Origin of the sequence: Microbacterium sp. (genome assembly GCF_036823965.1) — a bacterium.
In the GTDB taxonomy this organism is placed as follows: Bacteria; Actinomycetota; Actinomycetes; order Actinomycetales; family Microbacteriaceae; genus Microbacterium.
In genome coordinates this window covers 468,676-484,539 of sequence record NZ_DAITBE010000001.1, presented here as the reverse complement: position 1 = coordinate 484,539, position 15,864 = coordinate 468,676, and the positions used below count along the sequence as shown (strand labels likewise).

Here is a 15,864-nt window from a genome sequence, read left to right as displayed (position 1 = left end):
CGGGCGCTTTGCCTTCGTACATATGTTCGAGGAGACTTCGGTCGCCGCCAGTTCTACGGAATCGGCGGCAGACCCGGAATCACCACACCAAGGAGACACCCATGAAGGTCCAAGACTTGATCGAGCAGCTCGCCGAGTTGAACCCCGACGCCGAGGTGCGCCTGGCGTACCAGCCGAACTATCCCCTGTGGGAGGTGGCGAGCGCGATTGTGGCCGGCAACGACGACGGCGCTCCCGTGAACGATACCGAGTGCCAGGTGTGCGGCGGCATGGACGGTCACGAGCACGGCTGCCCGGAGCGGCTGGACCCGTCACCCCGCGTGGACGAGGTAGAGGCCGAGTTCGTCTACCTCACCTCGGGCGGCTCCAGCGGCTACGCGAGCAAGGCTCTGTGGGACGGCGGTGCATGGTGAGCGCGGTCCTGTACCTTCGCGTATCGAGCCTGAGTCAGGTCGACGGCTTCGGCCTCGATGTTCAGGAGAAAGCCTGCCGTGCCTACGCCAAGGCACACGGCCTGCGCATCGTCGCCACGTTCCGCGATGAGGGTGTGTCCGGCACTCTCGATGCCGCCCAGCGTGACGGCCTGATGTCAGCCCTCACCCGGCTCCAGGACGGCGACGCCGACGCTCTCCTCGTTGCTCGGCTCGACCGGCTCGCCCGCACCCTCACCGTGCAAGAGGCTGTCCTAGCTCAGGCGTGGAAGCACAACCGCGCGGTGCACTCGGCCGACGTCGGCGAGGTCATGCAGGACGACCCTGACGACCCGATGCGCACCGCCATGCGACAGATGGCAGGCGTGTTCGCCCAGCTCGACCGCGGCATGGTCGTCAAGCGCATGCGTGACGGACGCAAGGCGAAGGCTGCTGCTGGCGGTCGCTCCGTGGGACCTGCACCCTACGGCTACATCGCCCGCGACGGTGGTCTCTACCCCGTCCCCGAGGAGCAAGACGCCCTCGCCCGCATGAACGAGCTGCGCGCCGCCGGAGACACCATGTCCACCATCGCTGGCGTCCTCGCCACGGAGGGCCACCCCACCAAGCGCGGCGGTCGGTGGACCAGCCCTGTCGTCAGCCGCATCCTGTCGCGCCCGCCCGTCCCGGCGCACCAGATTATCGACCCCACCAAGGACAACCGCGAGCGCACCCGCGCCACATGAACAGAGAGAAGCAACACATGTCCATGACCGATCACGAAGCGCACTCGATGCGCATCGTCGAAGCCCTCCGAGCGGAAGTCGTTGACGCGGCCGCGCTGGCGACCATCTACATGGGGCCGGACCGCACCTTGACCGACGCTGAGCGCGAGGAAGCCCCGGCGAAGCTACGCCGCGCCGCCGAGACATTCGCCAACCTTGCCAACCTCATCGAGAAGGACTGAATCATGCCCAAGCAGACGTACACACCCGGCGACACCGTCACCGCAGGCGACATCGCAGAAGGCGACTTGATCTTCGCCCGCCGCGACCACCGTACGAAGGAGCCTTCCGCACCGGTCCGCGTCGAGAAGGCCTCCACCTTCCCGAAGGCACCCGACCTGGTGCGGTTCGTCGTGCAGTCGCCGTATCAGGTGCGGTCGCCTTGGGTCATCGGCCCCATCCGCGCCGACAAGACCTTCACCCGCGCTGTACCCGAGGCTCCAGAGGAGTGATCACCGTGCACCGCCCGTTCCCCACGCGGAAGACGCTCGGCACCCGCTACAACCTGCGCCCGGCCACGGCTCCCGTCGAGGCGCAGCGCCTCCAACCCGGCGACGTGATCGTGGTCGACGACGAGTGCCCCGTCGTCATCGGCTCGATCAGCCGCAAGCACGGCCGCATCCGCATCTGGGGCAAGTTCATCTGGCAGACCGAGCGCGAGCTGCACTGGAAGGTCGGCTCATTCGACTACACGCATCGCATCGCCCGCGCCCTCCCCGGCGAATACCCCGCACCCACCCGATCCACCCTCTGATCTCGCCCTCACCAAGGAGTAGAAGCTAATGCCTGCATGGAAGCGTCAAGTACCCCGGAAAAACTCCCCCGTCGGCTACGTCTGGGAGGTGCGATGGGAAGACCTCAACGGCAAAGATAGACAGAAGACGTTCCCGATCAAGGCTGACCCCGACGACCGCACAGATACCCGCGGACGCAAGGTCAAGCCGCGCCCGATCGAGCGCATCGCGAAGCTGGCAGAGGAGAAAGCCACCCGGTTTTGCTTTCAGGTAGATCTCGAACTTGAAGCAGGCGGGAACACTGCTCCCATGACCGGGAAGACTCAGCGTTTCCAGGAGGTAGCCGAGCTGATGCAAGCTGCTCACGCGCACACGCTGAAGCCCAAGACCAGACGTGACAACGCTGCGAACTTCCGACTCCACCTCTATCCGACTTTCGGAAACCGGCGCATCTCGCAGATCACGACCATGGACGTGGAGGCCTGGTTGGCGAAGCAGCGCTCAGAGGTGTCGGAGCGGACCGGCAGGCCCTACTCGCAGTCGTCCATCCGCAATCGCTACGTCTTGATCGCGTCCGTGTTCAAGTACGCGCTGGGCCTACGGCTGATTGCTGCGGACCCCTGCTCGCCAGTGCGTATACCGAAGGTGCAGCACTTCGAACTGACCTTCCTCTCTCCCGAGCAGATCTCGTCGGTTGTCAGCTACTTGGACTCTCACAACGCGCCAGACGGCCTGATCGTGCAATTTGCCGCATACTCAGGACTCCGCGCCGGGGAACTAGAGGCCCTGCGGGTTGGCGACGTGAATCTGTTCGCTCGCCAGCCGTTCGTCCGTGTGCAGCGGCAGGCGCAGTTCACTCCGAAGGTGGGGTGGGAGTTCATCACGCCGAAGACCAGCAACTCGATCCGCAACGTGCCGCTCAATAACGTGCTTGTCGCCCGGCTGCGTGAGTATCTCGCCGAACACCCGTTCGCGCACGACGCGAGCGCTCCACTCTGGCCGGGACGCAAGCGGGGCGGCGGCGGCAAGACGCGGGGTGCGCTGGATTGGACGGCGCAGTTCAATCACAACAATCTCTATCAGAAGCACTTCCTTCCGGCATTGGCTGTGCTGAATATCCCCGCTGTGCGGTGGCATGACCTGCGCCACTTCTTCGCGAGCGCATGCGCGGCGGCGGGCATCCCGATCGAACGTGCCGCCAAGTACATGGGTCATGCTGACATTGCGACGATGTACAAGCACTATCTACATCTTTTCGGTGACGACTACATCGACGACATGGATCGCCTGGCGGCCGTCGCGAGTCGTCCGCCGGCGGCGCGGATTGGACTCTAGCTAGTCGTCCGCGGTTTGGTATCTCGAAGGTCCTCGTGGATCTCCTTGAACGACGGCGCCACGTCAGGGCGCTCCGGCTTCGGGTTGGGCTTCTCGTCTTCGGTCACTTTGTCCTCGGCGGCTCTCCGCTGCCTGTGAGCGGCTTGAATGCCTCGCCAACGTTAGGGCGTGGCTGGGGCTTGGGGGCTGGCTGGGGGTTGGACTCGTTGCTGTTGGACATCATCACTCCAAAGGACAGGGCTGACTGCGTTAAGGGTAGCGACAAGCAGGGCTGCGGCGAGGCTAGCAATCAGAAGGCGGAAGGCGCGCTTGACCAGCTTGACGCGCAGCTCGTTCTGATCATCTCTAAGTTTGACCTCTACGGCCTTCACCTCAAGCAAGTAATCTTCGAGATTCTCGACGGGCTCGTCCTTCTCAACCCAAGCATCAACGAGGCTTCGTGCGGATGGAATGTCGAGCTTCCTGGGCCACAACGCGGCAGACGAAACCACGACGGTCGCGATGGTCAGCCCGAACGGAATCAAACCAGCGAGCCATGTATCGACAGTGACCAGCTGAGTGCCGGTGGCTGAAGCGAGAACACCGGCCGCAACGACCACGAAAGATGCTTTTGTCTCGATGAGGCGCGTGCGTTCCAAGGCCGCCGCTCGCAGTACCTCTAGGTCGGCATTGAGAACACGTATGCGCTTGGTGCGCTCAGCGACAGCGCCAGCCGGTTCTACGGCAGGGGTGCTCGGACGACGCCCAATCCCCCACGCTACCGAAGCCCACATGCGTTCATCATAGGTCGCGGCTCAGACATCGGTGGTCCTGCGAAATTACCGGGGATCTACCGGGGATCGACACCTCACCGGGCACCAAAACAAGAAGCCCGGCAGTCCGCTTTGGTGCGGAATTCCGGGCTTCTGTGAAGTGCTGGGGTACCTGGACTCGAACCAAGAATAACGGAACCAGAAACCGTCGTGTTGCCAATTACACCATACCCCAAGGGGCGAAAATCGCTTCCCGCACCGAGATTCAAGCTTACCCGAGCGGCGACCGAACACCAAAACCGGCCACGTCCGTCGCCGCTCGGGCGCGTCGCGTCAGCTCGAGAGCGTCGCGGACAGTCCGCGCAGACGACGCAGCGACTCATCCTTGCCGAGCAGCTCCATCGACTCGAACAGCGGCGGCGAGATGCGGCGACCGGTGATCGCGACGCGCGGCGGCCCGTAGGCGACGCGCGGCTTGAGCTCGAGGTTCTCCACCAGCGCGGTCGCGAGCGCCTCCTGGATCTTCTCCGGCACGAAGTCCTCGAGCGGCTCGAGGGCTGCGACGCAGGCATCGAGGACCTCGGCGGCGTTCGCCGGCAGCCCCTTCAGCGCATCGGCGTCGTAGGACACCTCGTCGGCGAAGAGGAAGCCGACCATGCCGGGCACCTCGCCGAGCAGCTGCACGCGCTCCTGCACGAGCGGTGCGACCCGGAAGGCCATCACGAGCTGCTCGTGGGTGGGCTCGTCGAACAGTCCGGCTGCGGCGAGATACGGGACCGTGCGCTCCGCGAAGTCCTTCTCCGCCAGCATCCGGATGTGGTCGCCGTTGATCGACTCGGCCTTCTTCTGATCGAAGCGGGCCGGGTTCGGGTTGACGTTCACGATGTCGAACGCAGCGGTGAACTCGTCCAGCGAGAAGATGTCGCGGTCGGGTCCGATCGACCAGCCGAGCAGCGCCAGGTAGTTCAGCAGCCCTTCGTGGATGAATCCGCGGTCGCGGTGCAGGAACAGGTCGGCCTGCGGGTCGCGCTTCGACAGCTTCTTGTTGCCGGTCTCGCCGAGCACGAGCGGCATGTGCGCGAACCGCGGCACGAACGTGGTGACCTCCGCGTCGATCAGCGCGGCGTACAGCGCGAGCTGGCGGGCGGTCGAGGGCATCAGGTCCTCGCCGCGCAGCACGTGGGTGATCCCCATCAGCGCGTCGTCGACCGGGTTGACGAACGTGTACAGCGGCACACCGTTCGGGCGCACGACCACGAAGTCGGGGAAGGACCCTGCCGGGAAGGTGACCTCGCCACGGATGAGGTCCACGTAGGTGAGGTCCTCATCGGGCACCCGAAGGCGCAGCGCCGGCTGACGGCCGTCTGCGCGGAAGGCGTCCTTCTGCTCGTCCGTCAGATCACGGTCGAAGTTGTCGTAGCCGAGCTGCTTCGCACGGCCGTTGGCCTCATTGCGGGCATCGATCTCGTCGGCATTCGAGAAGCTCTCGTACAGGGCGCCTGCGGCGAGGAGCTTGTCGATCACGCCGCGGTAGATGTCGTGGCGCTCGGACTGGCGGTACGGGGCGTGCGGACCGCCGACCTCCACGCCCTCATCCCAGTCGATCTTCAGCCAGGTGAGCGCGTCGACGAGCTGTCGGAAGCTCTCCTCGCTGTCACGGGCGGCATCGGTGTCTTCGATGCGGAAGACCATCTTGCCGCCGTTGTGGCGGGCGTAGGCCCAGTTGTAGAGCGCGGTGCGCACCATGCCGACATGCGGCAGGCCCGTCGGCGATGGGCAGAAGCGGACGCGGACGTCGGCACCACTTGCGGTCGTGGTGAGGGGGTGAGGAGTAGCCATAGCCCTTCGATTCTAGGCCGCGCGGCCCACCGCCACCGCCGCGGTATGCCGGAGCGGGACCACCCCGTCCTGCGCGTGTTCGTCGCAGAGTTCATCGAATCCTCGCCGGAAGCGCAGTCGCTCGTCGTCGTCCAGGCCCAGGTAGAACAGCCCGGCCGAGGCCACTCCCCCTTCGGCCGATCGCCACAGCGCCTCCGGAGCCACCTGCCACGTCCAGGACTCCTCCACGGCGGCCACCGTCTGCCAATCGGCTTCGGCCAGCATCCCGGCGAAGCCGAGGGCGGTGCGCGCGAAATCCTTCTCCGGCGCGAGTCGCTCCCCGGTCGCCGGCACCAACTGGGCGCGTTCGCACACCTCGCGCCAGAACCACGACGGCGAGTCGATCCAGATCGTCGCCGCCAGCGCTGCATCGGGCACGGCGATGCGGGCGATGCCGCGGGCTGCGAGCCGCTGGTCAGGCACGTGGTTCAGGACGAAGTTCGCCGTCACGGCATCGAAGGAACCGTCTGCGAACGGCAGATCCGGCAGCGCGCCCCGGACGAATCGGATGCCGGGATGCTCCCGCTCCGCGACCGACCGCATCGAGTCCTCCGGCTCGCACCCGATCACATCCCACCCGAGGCGGGCGAATCGCGCTGCGAGGTCGCCGGTCCCCGAGCCGACGTCGAGCAGCCTCCGCCCATCTGCGTCGCCGAGCAGCCGGATCAGCGTGTCACCGGTCCCGGCACACAGGGAAGCATACGAGGCCGCGTATGCCTCCCCGACGCCATCCCAGGACTTCATCGTTCGCTCATCCGGCCGAGCGGAGCGAGCGCCACGATCGCCAGCACGAGCACGAAGGCGGCGATCCCGAGCCCCGCGTACTGGAAGTTCGACAGGATCACGCCGGCGAGCACTGCACCGGCCGCCGCGCTCAGACTCATCAGCGAATCGCTGCGACCCTGCCTGCGGGTGCGCAGCTCGGGGGCCGACGCCTCGGTGAGCAGCGCGGCCCCGGCCACGGTGGCTGCGCTCCAGCCGAGGCCGAGCAGGATCAGCGCGATCATCACACCCCACGCCTGGTCGTTCGTGAAGATCGCGAAGCCGAGCGAGGCCGCCGACAGCGCCTGCCCGAGCAGCACGACCCGCAGGCGTCCCCAGCGGTCGGCGAGCACGCCGAACACGGGCGAGAGCGCGTACATCCCGGCCACATGCAGCGCGATCGTGACACCGACCAACTGGGACACGTCGGCGGGTGTGGCCTCCATGCCGTGCGCGCCGTGCGCCATGTGCGAGAGGTGCACCGGCGTCATCGCCATCACCGAGGCCATCACCACGTGCGATCCGGCGACCGCGAACATCGCGTAGCGGGCCACCCTCGGGCGGTCGAGGAAGGGCACCGCGGTCGTCGCTGCGGCAGCTGTCGCGAGCCGCTGGGCGGCCAGCAGCGGGTCAGGGCGCAGCGCCACGAGGTACAGCACGAGCGCCGCGGCCTGTGCGGCGAACGAGAACGCGTAGGAACCGGTCTGCGGCGGCATTCCGATCGCCTGGCCGACCACCTCACCCGGCCCGAGCAGCAGTGGACCGGCGACACCGCCGACCGTCGTCGCCCACACCACGACCGAGAGGTCGCGGCCACGATGGGCCGGCGCAGCCAGGTCGGTCGCCGCGAACCGCGACTGGAGGTTGCCGGCATTGCCCGCACCGATCATCAGGATGCCGACGAGCAGCAGCGGGAACAGCCGCAGCGACGCGGCGAGGATCACGACGGCGATGCCCAGCAGCGCGAACAGATTGCCGAGCGTCAGCGCCCGCCGACGCCCGAGCCGGGCGGCGAGCCGTGCCAGCGGGATCGCGCACAGCGCCGCCCCGAGCGTGACCGATGCGGTCGCGAGGCCCGAGAGCGCGTCGCTGCCCGAGATGTCGGCGGCCAGGAGCGCCCCGAGCGAGACGGTCGCGCCGAAGGCGGTGCCGCCGAGCACCTGTCCGATGGAGAGGACCAGTACCGTTCTGCGCTGGACGGCCGCCTGTTCGGCGGCGGTCAGCGCCACGGTGGTCATGTCGTGGGGACGGCGTCGCGCACGGCGCTGCGCAGAATGCCGAGGCCGGTGATCTCGACCTCGACCGTGTCTCCGGCAACGAACGTGCCGACGCCGGCCGGCGTGCCGGTGAGGATGACATCGCCCGGGAGCAACGTGAAGACCGCCGAGGCATGGGCGATGATGTCCTCGACCGAGTGGATCATGTCGGTGAGCGGCGCCTGCTGGCGGACCTCACCGTTCACGCGTGTCTGGATCGTCGCCTCGGCCGGATCGAAGTCGGTGCTGATGGTCGGGCCGAGCGGGCAGAAGGTGTCGAAGCCCTTCGCACGGGACCACTGGCCGTCCTTGCGCTGCAGATCGCGCGCGGTCACGTCGTTGCCGATCGTGTAGCCGAGCACGTAGTCCAGCGCATCCGCTGCCGACACGTTCTTCGCGACCTTGCCGATCACGACGGCGAGTTCGCCCTCGTACTCGGTCTGCTCCGAGATGGCCGGGCGCACGATCGTGTCGCCAGGACCGATCACCGCGGTGTTCGGCTTGAGGAACAGCAGCGGCTCCTCCGGTGCCACTCCCCCCATCTCGGCGGCGTGGTCGTGGTAGTTCTTGCCGACGCAGACGATCTTCGAGCGCGGGATCACCGGGGCGAGCAGCACAGCATCCGCGATCGGCACGCGCACACCGGTCGGCTCGTACCCGGCGAACAGCGGGTCGCCGGAGAGGACGACGAGATCGGTCTCGTCGACGATTCCGAACAGGATGGCGTCGTCATGGCTGAATCGGGCGATCTTCATGCCACCAGCCTAGCCAGCGCGCAGACGCGCGAGACCCCGCTTCGCAGCCTTCACGAAGCAGGGTCTCGACGTGGGTCGGTGCCTGCGTCAGGCGTCCAGACGCAGGAGCCAGTTGTGCGTGTCCTCACGACGGCCGTACTGGATGTCGGTGAGCTCCTCGCGCAGCGACAGTGCGAGCTCGCCGATCGGCTGCGGCTCGTCGAAGCCCTCGCCGACCAGCGCGCCGATCGGGGTGACGACGGCGGCGGTGCCGCAGGCGAACACCTCGACGATGTCGCCGGAGGCCACGCCAGAGCGCCACTCGTCGATCGAGATCGGACGGCGCTCCACCGTGTAGCCGCGGTCCTCGGCGAGCTGCAGCAGCGAGTCGCGCGTGATGCCGTCGAGGATGCTGTCTGACTCGGGTGTCACGACGCGACCGTCCTTGAAGACGAACACGACGTTCATGCCGCCGAGCTCCTCGACATTGCCGTTCTCGTCGAGGAAGACGACCTGGTCGCAGCCCTTCGCGCTCGCGAGCGTCTGCGGCAGCAGGCTGGAGGCGTAGTTGCCGCCCGTCTTCGCCTTGCCGGTGCCGCCGCGGCCGGCGCGGGAGTGCTCCTCGGAGAGCCAGATGCGCACCGGCTTGACGCCGCCGGTGAAGTAGGCGCCTGCCGGGCTGGCGATCACGTAGTAAGCGACCTTCTGCGCAGCACGCACACCCAGGAAGGCCTCCTTGGCGAACATGAACGGACGCAGATACAGGCTCTGGTCCGCGCCGGAGGGCACCCAACGACCGTCGACCGCGATCAGCTCGCGCAGCGACTGGATGAAGTACTCGGTCGGGAGCTCCGGGAGTGCGAGGCGTCGAGCGCTCTGCTGCATCCGTGCCGCATTGCGGTCGGGACGGAAGGTGTGGATCGAGCCGTCGGCGTGACGGTACGCCTTGATGCCCTCGAAGATCTCCTGCGCGTAGTGCAGGACGGATGCCGCGGGGTCGAGTGCGATCGGACCATACGGCTGCACGCGGGGGCGGTGCCACCCGCCCTTGGCCGACCAGCAGATGTCGACCATGTGATCGGTGAAGACGACGCCGAAGCCAGGGCTCTCGTGCACCTCCGCCACGCGGGCAGTCGAGGCCGCCGCGAGGTTCTTGGTGACAGCGAAATCGAGCGGCGCCACGGCCGCCTGTGCGTCGATGGTCGTCATGTTCCTCATCCGTTCCTTGGGTGTGGCGCGTCCTCGCGCGATCTCAGCCTACGCCGCCGGTCAGAGCCGCGCGGCGATGGCGGACCCGATCTCCGCCGTGGAGCGCGCGTCGGTGCGCGCGGCGATGTCCGCCTCGACCGCTGCGCTCACGCGAGCGGATTCATCCGTCAGACCGAGGTGGTCGAGCAGCAGCGCGATCGACAGGATCGCCGCCGTCGGATCGGCCTTCTGCTGCCCCGCGATGTCGGGTGCCGAGCCGTGCACCGGCTCGAACATCGACGGGAAGGCGCCATCGGGGTTGATGTTGCCCGAGGCCGCGAGTCCGATGCCGCCGGTCACTGCGCCGGCGAGGTCGGTGAGGATGTCGCCGAACAGATTGTCGGTGACGATCACGTCGAAGCGCGAGGGGTCTGAGACCAGGAAGATGGTCGCAGCGTCCACATGCAGGTAGTCGACCGCCACGTCCGGATGCTCAGCGGCGACCTCGTCGACGATGCGCTTCCAGATCGCGCCGGCGTGCACGAGCACATTGGTCTTGTGGACCAGCGTGAGCTTCTTCCGGCGGCGCTCCGCGAGGTCGAACGCGTAGCGAACGACGCGCTCGACGCCGAAGGCCGTGTTCACCGAGGTCTCGTTGGCGACCTCGTGCGGCGTGCCGACGCGGATCGCGCCGCCGTTGCCGACATACGGACCCTCGGTGCCCTCGCGGACGACGACGAAGTCGATCTCACCGGGGTCGGAGAGCGGACCGGATGCACCGGTGAACAGCTTCGACGGGCGCAGGTTGACGTAGTGATCGAGCGTGAACCGCAGCTTGAGCAGCAGCCCGCGTTCGATGTTCGCGTCCTTCAGACGCGGGTCGCCCGGCGTGCCGCCGACCGCACCGAGCAGGATCGCGTCGTTCGCGGCGATCGCGGCGAGGTCGTCGTCGGTGAGCGTGTCACCCGTCTCGAGGAAGCGGGCTGCGCCGAGCGAGAAGCGGGTCTTGTCGAAGCGCACATCGCTGTCGGCGGTGACGGCGTCGAGCACCTTCTCCGCTTCGGCGATGACCTCGGGGCCGATGCCATCCCCGGGGATGACGGCCAGTTTCACGACACGCGACATGACACTCCTTCAGGCGGGTGGGAACCGGCCCGGTGTCCTCACGGACCCCTCAGGCCGGTCCCACCAGCGTAGTGCTCAGCGCGAGGTGCGCGTGCGCAGTGTGACGCCCGCGATCACGCCGGCCACGACGACCAGTCCCGCGCCGATCAGCGACGTCACCATGACGCCGGAGCCGAACGCGTCGGCCGCGGCATCCCACAGCGCGGTGCCGATCTCACCCGGGAGCTTCTGCGCCGCGATGTACGCGCCGGCGAGCGTCTCGCGCGCTGCGTCGGCCACGTCGGTCGGCAGCCCGGCCGGCAGGACCAGCGCACCGCGGTAGAACGCCGTGATCAGGCCACCGAGCACGGCCGTGCCAAGCACTGCGCCCAGCTCGTACGCCGTCTCCGACACCGCACTCGCAGCTCCCGCCTTGGCGGCAGGTGCGCTCGACAGGATCAGCTCGTTCGAGATGGTCTCCGCCGCGCCGATGCCGATGCCCAGCACGACGAAGGCGATCACGAGCGGCGCGACCCCGTGCTCGTGCGTGGTGAACGCGACGATCAGGTAGCCGGCGACCGAGAACACCAGGGCCGACGGCACCAGGATGTGCGGAGGCACACGACGCGAGATCGGCACGACGCTCAGGCCGGCGATGATCATCGCGACCATGCCGGGGACCAGCGAGAGCCCGGCGACCATCGGCGACAGCCCCAGCACCAGCTGGAGGTGCTGCGACACGAAGTACAGGAAGCCGACGAGCGCGACGACGCTGAGCAGGTTCACGAGGATCGCGCCGGAGAACGTGCCCCGCCGGAACAGCGCCATGTCGAGCATGGGGATCTCCGCCCGCAGCTGACGGCGGACGAACAGCACGCCCATCACGATGCCGAGCAGCGCCCAGGCGCCCGCGACCAGGCTCGGCCCGTCGACGGCGAGGGACTTGATCGCATAGACGACGGGGATCATCGCAGCCATCGAGAGCGCGATGCTGATGGGGTCGATGCGGCCGGGATGCGGGTCGCGGCTCTCGGGCACCAGCAGCGGAGCGGCGATGAGCAACGGGATCAGCACCGGGACAGCGATCAGGAAGACGGAGCCCCAGGCGAAGTGCTCGAGCAGGAACCCGCCGACGACTGGACCGAGTGCTGAACCAGCGGAGAATGCCGAGGCCCAGACCGCGATGGCCATGCGGCGCTGATCGCGGTACTGGAAGATCGAGCGCAGCAACGAGAGCGTCGAGGGCATCAGCATGGCGCCGAAGAAGCCGAGGAGCGCGCGAGCGGCGATCAGGAGGCCGGCGGTCGGCGCGAAGGCGGCGAGTGCCGAGACCAGGGCGAATCCGGTGGCTCCGATCAGCAGCATCCTGCGCCGTCCGAATCGATCTCCGAGCGTCCCCATCGTCACGAGGAGTCCTGCGAGCACGAGCGGGTAGACATCGATGATCCACAGCTGCTCGGCACCGCTCGGCGAGAGCGCGATGGAGATCTCGGGGAGCGCGAAGCTCAGCACCGTATTGTCCACCGAGACGAGCAGGACCGGCAGCATCAGGACGACGAGCGCCGCCCAGCCGCGCGCTCCGGCGCGCGGAGCATCCGTCTCTGTCGTCGGGATCGACGCAGTACGGTTCATGGAACACCTCTCTGACCTGTCGACGATCTGAAACTAAACCGTCCAGCTGGTATAGTAACAGAATCCGCCGAGTGAACGGACTCCCCCATGCCCCGACCTCCCCTCGCCCGCGAGCGCGTGCTCGACGCATTCGAGTCGATCGTCATCGCCGAGGGTGAACGGACGGCCACGCTGGATGCGACCGCGAAGGCAGCCGGCGTGTCGAAGGGCGGACTGCTCTACCACTTCGGTTCCAAGGACGAGCTCGAGGCCGGACTGCTCCAGCGCCTGGAGGCGCTGACGCTCGCTGATCTCGAGCGCATGCGAGCGGCCCCGGAGGGCCCGGTGGTCTACTACGTGCGCACCTCGGTGATGGAGGATGACGCACTCGACCGCGCACTCATCGCCGCTTCACGACTGGCGCAGGGCGGCTCCGCGGCAGCGGGCGACATGCTGCGGCACACCCGCCGCCTCTGGGAGGACGAGATCCGTCCGCATGTGCGGGACATCGCGAGCCTCGATCTCGTGATGCTGCTCAGCGATGGGCTCTACTTCAACAATTCCCTCGACCTGAACGGGCCGGAGCGCCTGGTCCCCCGCGACGGCGAGCTCGACGAGCTGATCGAGCTCGTGCTCCGCGCCACGGCACCCGCAGCCTCCTGACATGACGAAGGCGGGAGCGCCTTCGCACCCCCGCCTTCGATCCGACGTCTGAGATTCAGACCTCGGTGATCTCGATCTGACGGAAGAGGTCGGCCTCGATCGCGGCGCTCACGTCTTCCAGCAGCTCCTCCGACACCGGCGAGTCGAGCGTCAGCACGCTGAGCGCCTGTGCACCAGCCGCCTGACGGGCGATCTGCATGCCGGCGATGTTGATGCCTGCCTCGCCGAACTTCTGGCCGTAGACCGCGACGATGCCGGGGCGGTCGGTGTAGAGCATCACGACGTGGTGCTTCTCGATCGGCAGCTCGAGCGTGTGGTCGTTGATCCCGACCAGCTTCTCGGCCTGCTTCGGACCGGTGAGCGTGCCGGAGACCGAGAGCTGTGAACCGTCGGAGAGCGCGCCGCTCAGCGTGATCACGTTGCGGTACTCGTCGCTCACGTCGTCCTTGATGAGACGCACCGCGATACCGCGCTGCTCAGCCAGGAGCGGCGCGTTCACGTACGAGACGGTCTCACTCACGATGTTCGTGAAGACGCCCTTGAGGGCTGCGAGCTTGAGCACGCTCACGTCGTAGTCGTTCAGCTCGCCGTGCACCTCGACGTCGAGGCTGGTGAGCGGCGAGGTCGCGAGCGACGCGAAGATCTGGCCGAGCTTCTCGACGAGCGAGATGCCGGGGCGCACGTACGGGTCGATCACGCCGCCGGCGACGTTCACGGCATCCGGCACGAGGTCGCCGCCGAGCGCGAGGCGCACGGACTTCGCGACCGAGACGCCCGCCTTCTCCTGCGCCTCCTCCGTGCTCGCACCGAGGTGCGGGGTGACGACGACGTTCGGCAGGTCGAGCAGCGGACGCGCCGATCCGCCCTCTGCTGGCGGCTCCGAGGTGAACACGTCGAGTCCGGCACCGGCGATCTCGCCGGCGACGAGCGCCTCATGCAGGGCCTCTTCGTCGATCAGGCCGCCGCGGGCGACGTTGACCACGAATGCGGTCGGCTTCATCGCGGCGAACTGCTCCGCGCCGATCATGCCGGTGGTCTCCGGCGTCTTCGGCATGTGGATCGTGAGGAAGTCCGACTCGGCGACGAGCTCGTCGAGCGTCAGGAGCTGCACGCCGAGCTGCTGGGCGCGAGCCGACGTGACGTAGGGGTCGTACGCGACGACGCGCATGTCGAAGGCTGCGAGGCGTGCGGCGACGAGTGCGCCGATCCGGCCGAGGCCGACGATGCCGACGGTCTTCTCGAAGAGCTCGGCGCCGGTGAAGGAGCTGCGCTTCCACTGTCCTGCGGACAGCGAGGCGTGCGCCGCCGGGATGCGGCGGGCGAGGCTGAGGATGTGACCGACCGTGAGCTCGGCGGCCGACACGATGTTCGAGGTCGGCGCGTTCACGACCATGACACCGGCGGACGTGGCCGCCTTGATGTCGACGTTGTCGAGTCCGACGCCGGCGCGTGCGACGACCTTCAGCTTCGGCGCGTGCGTGAGCGCCTCCTCGTCGATGCGGGTCGCGGAGCGGATGAGCACCGCATCCGATTCGGCCAGCGCCGAGAACAGCGCCTCACGATCGGTGCCGTCGACGTGACGGACATCGAAGTCGGGGCCCAGGGCCTCGATCGTGGCGGGAGAGAGCACTTCGGCGATGAGGACAACGGGCTTCGGCACAGAGAATCCTTCTGGGAACGCGGCAGGCGGGAGGGGCCGATGCGCCGCACACCAGGGGGCGCGATCATCTCCACTGTACCCGAGCGGTCTCCCGGCTCCGTGCCGTGTGACGCGTTACGACAGCGGCGCGACGTCGATCAGCTCCTGCATGTTCAGCACGCTGTAGCCGAGCAGGCTGAGCCAGAAGACAGCCGCCACGCCGAGTCCGGCGAGCAGCACGAGTGCGAGTTCGCCGATGCTGCGACGACGACCGATCACGTATGCGAACGCGAACACGAGCGCAGGGAAGATCACGCCGAAGAGCAGCGTCACCCAGCCGATGCCTGTCAGCCCGCTCTGCGCGAAACCGATCAGGTGCGCGACCGCGTTCCACACGGCGTAGGCGTAGAAGAGGCCGGCGAGGCCGAGGACGACGCCGGTCAGCCAGCGGGGGCTGCGACGGGCAGCAGCGGTCCCCGGGGCGTGGATGTGTGCGTCGCTCATGATCCGATCACTCCCACCGTGACGAAGGGCCAGGGCACGAGGAGCACGACTCCCAGCAGGAGCACGCTGATGCGGATCCAGGTCGCCTTCCCCCGGGTGAGCACCCAGGAGGCGAGGAACCAGAGCAGCGGGGCCGCGACCGCGAGCACGAACCACGGCACGAACATCGCGTCGGCCACGATGAGATTCGCGAGCGGCTTGAGCCGCAGTCCGCCGATCACCCAGCCGATCGTGTAGAGCAGGTACACGCCGCCGACCACGCCGAGCACGAGCAGCAGCGCGGTACTGAGCGAGGGCCGCTCGTCCTCCGTCGTGACGGTACCGTCGGCATCGAGATGCCCGACAGCCTCGCTGCCCTTCCCGACGGCATCCCAGCCCTTCGGGAGGGCCGGAGCGGGGCGTGCCGCATCGTCGTCGCCGTCCCAGCTCAGGGCGTCATCGGAATCGGAAGTCATGTCCCCAGCGTAGGACACCCGGTCCACTATGCTCGGGGGCATCCGGGCCCTGCG

General features: G+C 67.7%; 18 protein-coding genes and 1 tRNA gene. 7 read left to right on the top strand and 12 right to left on the bottom strand.

Annotation, left to right across the window (positions count from 1 at the left end):
- Nucleotides 1-101: 101 nt before the first annotated feature.
- The 6 genes from V7Z82_RS02295 to V7Z82_RS02270 are packed head-to-tail and all read left to right on the top strand — an operon-like array spanning nt 102 to nt 3,264.
- A complete protein-coding gene (locus tag V7Z82_RS02295) occupies nt 102-413 on the top strand; it encodes a hypothetical protein (RefSeq protein WP_334147568.1) in 312 nt (103 codons plus the stop codon).
- Nucleotides 407-1,156, top strand: coding sequence for a recombinase family protein (locus V7Z82_RS02290; RefSeq protein ID WP_334147566.1), 750 nt, complete (start codon nt 407-409; stop codon nt 1,154-1,156). The genes V7Z82_RS02295 and V7Z82_RS02290 overlap by 7 nt, the downstream gene beginning before the upstream one ends.
- Before the next feature lie 17 nt (nt 1,157-1,173).
- Nucleotides 1,174-1,377, top strand: coding sequence for a hypothetical protein (locus V7Z82_RS02285; protein WP_334147564.1), 204 nt, complete (start codon nt 1,174-1,176; stop codon nt 1,375-1,377).
- Between the two features lie 3 nt (nt 1,378-1,380).
- The gene (locus V7Z82_RS02280; RefSeq protein WP_334147562.1) at nt 1,381-1,647 is read left to right on the top strand and encodes a hypothetical protein; all 267 of its coding nucleotides are present in this window, start codon (nt 1,381-1,383) and stop codon (nt 1,645-1,647) included.
- The gene (locus V7Z82_RS02275; RefSeq protein WP_334147559.1) at nt 1,644-1,949 is read left to right on the top strand and encodes a hypothetical protein; all 306 of its coding nucleotides are present in this window, start codon (nt 1,644-1,646) and stop codon (nt 1,947-1,949) included. The genes V7Z82_RS02280 and V7Z82_RS02275 overlap by 4 nt, the downstream gene beginning before the upstream one ends.
- Nucleotides 1,950-1,977: 28 nt before the next feature.
- A complete protein-coding gene (locus tag V7Z82_RS02270; RefSeq protein ID WP_334147557.1) occupies nt 1,978-3,264 on the top strand; it encodes a tyrosine-type recombinase/integrase in 1,287 nt (428 codons plus the stop codon).
- Nucleotides 3,265-3,425: 161 nt separating this feature from the next.
- Here the strand turns inward: V7Z82_RS02270 and V7Z82_RS02265 are convergent, their stop codons facing one another.
- From V7Z82_RS02265 to V7Z82_RS02225, 9 genes are all read right to left on the bottom strand, one after another.
- Nucleotides 3,426-3,902: a hypothetical protein gene (locus V7Z82_RS02265; RefSeq protein WP_334147555.1), complete on the bottom strand. Its 477-nt coding sequence runs from the start codon at nt 3,900-3,902 to the stop codon at nt 3,426-3,428.
- A 277-nt stretch (nt 3,903-4,179) separates the two neighbouring features.
- Nucleotides 4,180-4,251: transfer RNA gene (locus V7Z82_RS02260), tRNA-Gln, on the bottom strand.
- Between the two features lie 98 nt (nt 4,252-4,349).
- A complete protein-coding gene (gltX, locus tag V7Z82_RS02255; protein ID WP_334147554.1) occupies nt 4,350-5,855 on the bottom strand; it encodes a glutamate--tRNA ligase in 1,506 nt (501 codons plus the stop codon).
- 12 nt (nt 5,856-5,867) lie between these two features.
- Complete coding sequence (locus V7Z82_RS02250; RefSeq protein WP_334147552.1) at nt 5,868-6,638, bottom strand: class I SAM-dependent methyltransferase; 771 nt, start codon at nt 6,636-6,638, stop codon at nt 5,868-5,870.
- Complete coding sequence (locus V7Z82_RS02245) at nt 6,635-7,894, bottom strand: MFS transporter (RefSeq protein WP_334147550.1); 1,260 nt, start codon at nt 7,892-7,894, stop codon at nt 6,635-6,637. Before V7Z82_RS02245 ends, V7Z82_RS02250 begins: the two co-directional genes overlap by 4 nt.
- Nucleotides 7,891-8,667 carry a fumarylacetoacetate hydrolase family protein gene (locus tag V7Z82_RS02240; protein ID WP_334147548.1) on the bottom strand — a complete coding sequence of 259 codons (777 nt, stop codon included), beginning with the start codon at nt 8,665-8,667 and terminating at the stop codon, nt 7,891-7,893. Before V7Z82_RS02240 ends, V7Z82_RS02245 begins: the two co-directional genes overlap by 4 nt.
- 87 nt (nt 8,668-8,754) lie before the next feature.
- Nucleotides 8,755-9,855, bottom strand: coding sequence for a branched-chain amino acid aminotransferase (locus V7Z82_RS02235; protein WP_334147546.1), 1,101 nt, complete (start codon nt 9,853-9,855; stop codon nt 8,755-8,757).
- A gap of 60 nt (nt 9,856-9,915) precedes the next feature.
- Nucleotides 9,916-10,959, bottom strand: a complete 1,044-nt coding sequence (locus V7Z82_RS02230) for a 3-isopropylmalate dehydrogenase (RefSeq protein ID WP_334147544.1) — start codon at nt 10,957-10,959, stop codon at nt 9,916-9,918.
- 75 nt (nt 10,960-11,034) lie between these two features.
- Nucleotides 11,035-12,570, bottom strand: coding sequence for an MFS transporter (locus V7Z82_RS02225; RefSeq protein ID WP_334147542.1), 1,536 nt, complete (start codon nt 12,568-12,570; stop codon nt 11,035-11,037).
- An 87-nt stretch (nt 12,571-12,657) separates the two neighbouring features.
- Here V7Z82_RS02225 and V7Z82_RS02220 point away from each other — a divergent pair, with 87 nt between their 5' ends.
- A complete protein-coding gene (locus V7Z82_RS02220; protein ID WP_334147540.1) occupies nt 12,658-13,212 on the top strand; it encodes a TetR/AcrR family transcriptional regulator in 555 nt (184 codons plus the stop codon).
- Between the two features lie 55 nt (nt 13,213-13,267).
- Here V7Z82_RS02220 and serA read toward each other — a convergent pair whose 3' ends face one another.
- The 3 genes from serA to V7Z82_RS02205 form a co-directional block, all read right to left on the bottom strand.
- A complete protein-coding gene (serA, locus tag V7Z82_RS02215; RefSeq protein WP_334147538.1) occupies nt 13,268-14,872 on the bottom strand; it encodes a phosphoglycerate dehydrogenase in 1,605 nt (534 codons plus the stop codon).
- A 114-nt stretch (nt 14,873-14,986) separates the two neighbouring features.
- Nucleotides 14,987-15,355 (bottom strand): hypothetical protein, encoded by a 369-nt coding sequence (locus tag V7Z82_RS02210; protein WP_334147536.1) that lies wholly within the window; start codon nt 15,353-15,355, stop codon nt 14,987-14,989.
- On the bottom strand, nt 15,352-15,810 hold the full coding sequence (locus V7Z82_RS02205) for a hypothetical protein (protein WP_334147534.1): 459 nt from the start codon (nt 15,808-15,810) through the stop codon (nt 15,352-15,354). The genes V7Z82_RS02210 and V7Z82_RS02205 overlap by 4 nt, the downstream gene beginning before the upstream one ends.
- Between the last annotated feature and the right edge of the window lie 54 nt (nt 15,811-15,864).

Excerpts from the sequence above, each read along its gene's own strand:
- V7Z82_RS02295 (WP_334147568.1), top strand. The coding sequence starts at position 102 with ATGAAGGTCCAAGACTTGATCGAGCAGCTCGCCGAGTTGAACCCCGAC.
- V7Z82_RS02290 (WP_334147566.1), top strand. The coding sequence starts at position 407 with ATGGTGAGCGCGGTCCTGTACCTTCGCGTATCGAGCCTGAGTCAGGTC.
- V7Z82_RS02285 (WP_334147564.1), top strand. The coding sequence starts at position 1,174 with ATGTCCATGACCGATCACGAAGCGCACTCGATGCGCATCGTCGAAGCC.
- V7Z82_RS02280 (WP_334147562.1), top strand. The coding sequence starts at position 1,381 with ATGCCCAAGCAGACGTACACACCCGGCGACACCGTCACCGCAGGCGAC.
- V7Z82_RS02270 (WP_334147557.1), top strand. The coding sequence starts at position 1,978 with ATGCCTGCATGGAAGCGTCAAGTACCCCGGAAAAACTCCCCCGTCGGC.
- gltX (WP_334147554.1), bottom strand. The coding sequence starts at position 5,855 with ATGGCTACTCCTCACCCCCTCACCACGACCGCAAGTGGTGCCGACGTC.
- V7Z82_RS02250 (WP_334147552.1), bottom strand. The coding sequence starts at position 6,638 with ATGAAGTCCTGGGATGGCGTCGGGGAGGCATACGCGGCCTCGTATGCT.
- V7Z82_RS02245 (WP_334147550.1), bottom strand. The coding sequence starts at position 7,894 with ATGACCACCGTGGCGCTGACCGCCGCCGAACAGGCGGCCGTCCAGCGC.
- V7Z82_RS02240 (WP_334147548.1), bottom strand. The coding sequence starts at position 8,667 with ATGAAGATCGCCCGATTCAGCCATGACGACGCCATCCTGTTCGGAATC.
- V7Z82_RS02235 (WP_334147546.1), bottom strand. The coding sequence starts at position 9,855 with ATGACGACCATCGACGCACAGGCGGCCGTGGCGCCGCTCGATTTCGCT.
- V7Z82_RS02230 (WP_334147544.1), bottom strand. The coding sequence starts at position 10,959 with ATGTCGCGTGTCGTGAAACTGGCCGTCATCCCCGGGGATGGCATCGGC.
- V7Z82_RS02225 (WP_334147542.1), bottom strand. The coding sequence starts at position 12,570 with ATGAACCGTACTGCGTCGATCCCGACGACAGAGACGGATGCTCCGCGC.
- V7Z82_RS02220 (WP_334147540.1), top strand. The coding sequence starts at position 12,658 with ATGCCCCGACCTCCCCTCGCCCGCGAGCGCGTGCTCGACGCATTCGAG.
- V7Z82_RS02210 (WP_334147536.1), bottom strand. The coding sequence starts at position 15,355 with ATGAGCGACGCACACATCCACGCCCCGGGGACCGCTGCTGCCCGTCGC.
- V7Z82_RS02205 (WP_334147534.1), bottom strand. The coding sequence starts at position 15,810 with ATGACTTCCGATTCCGATGACGCCCTGAGCTGGGACGGCGACGACGAT.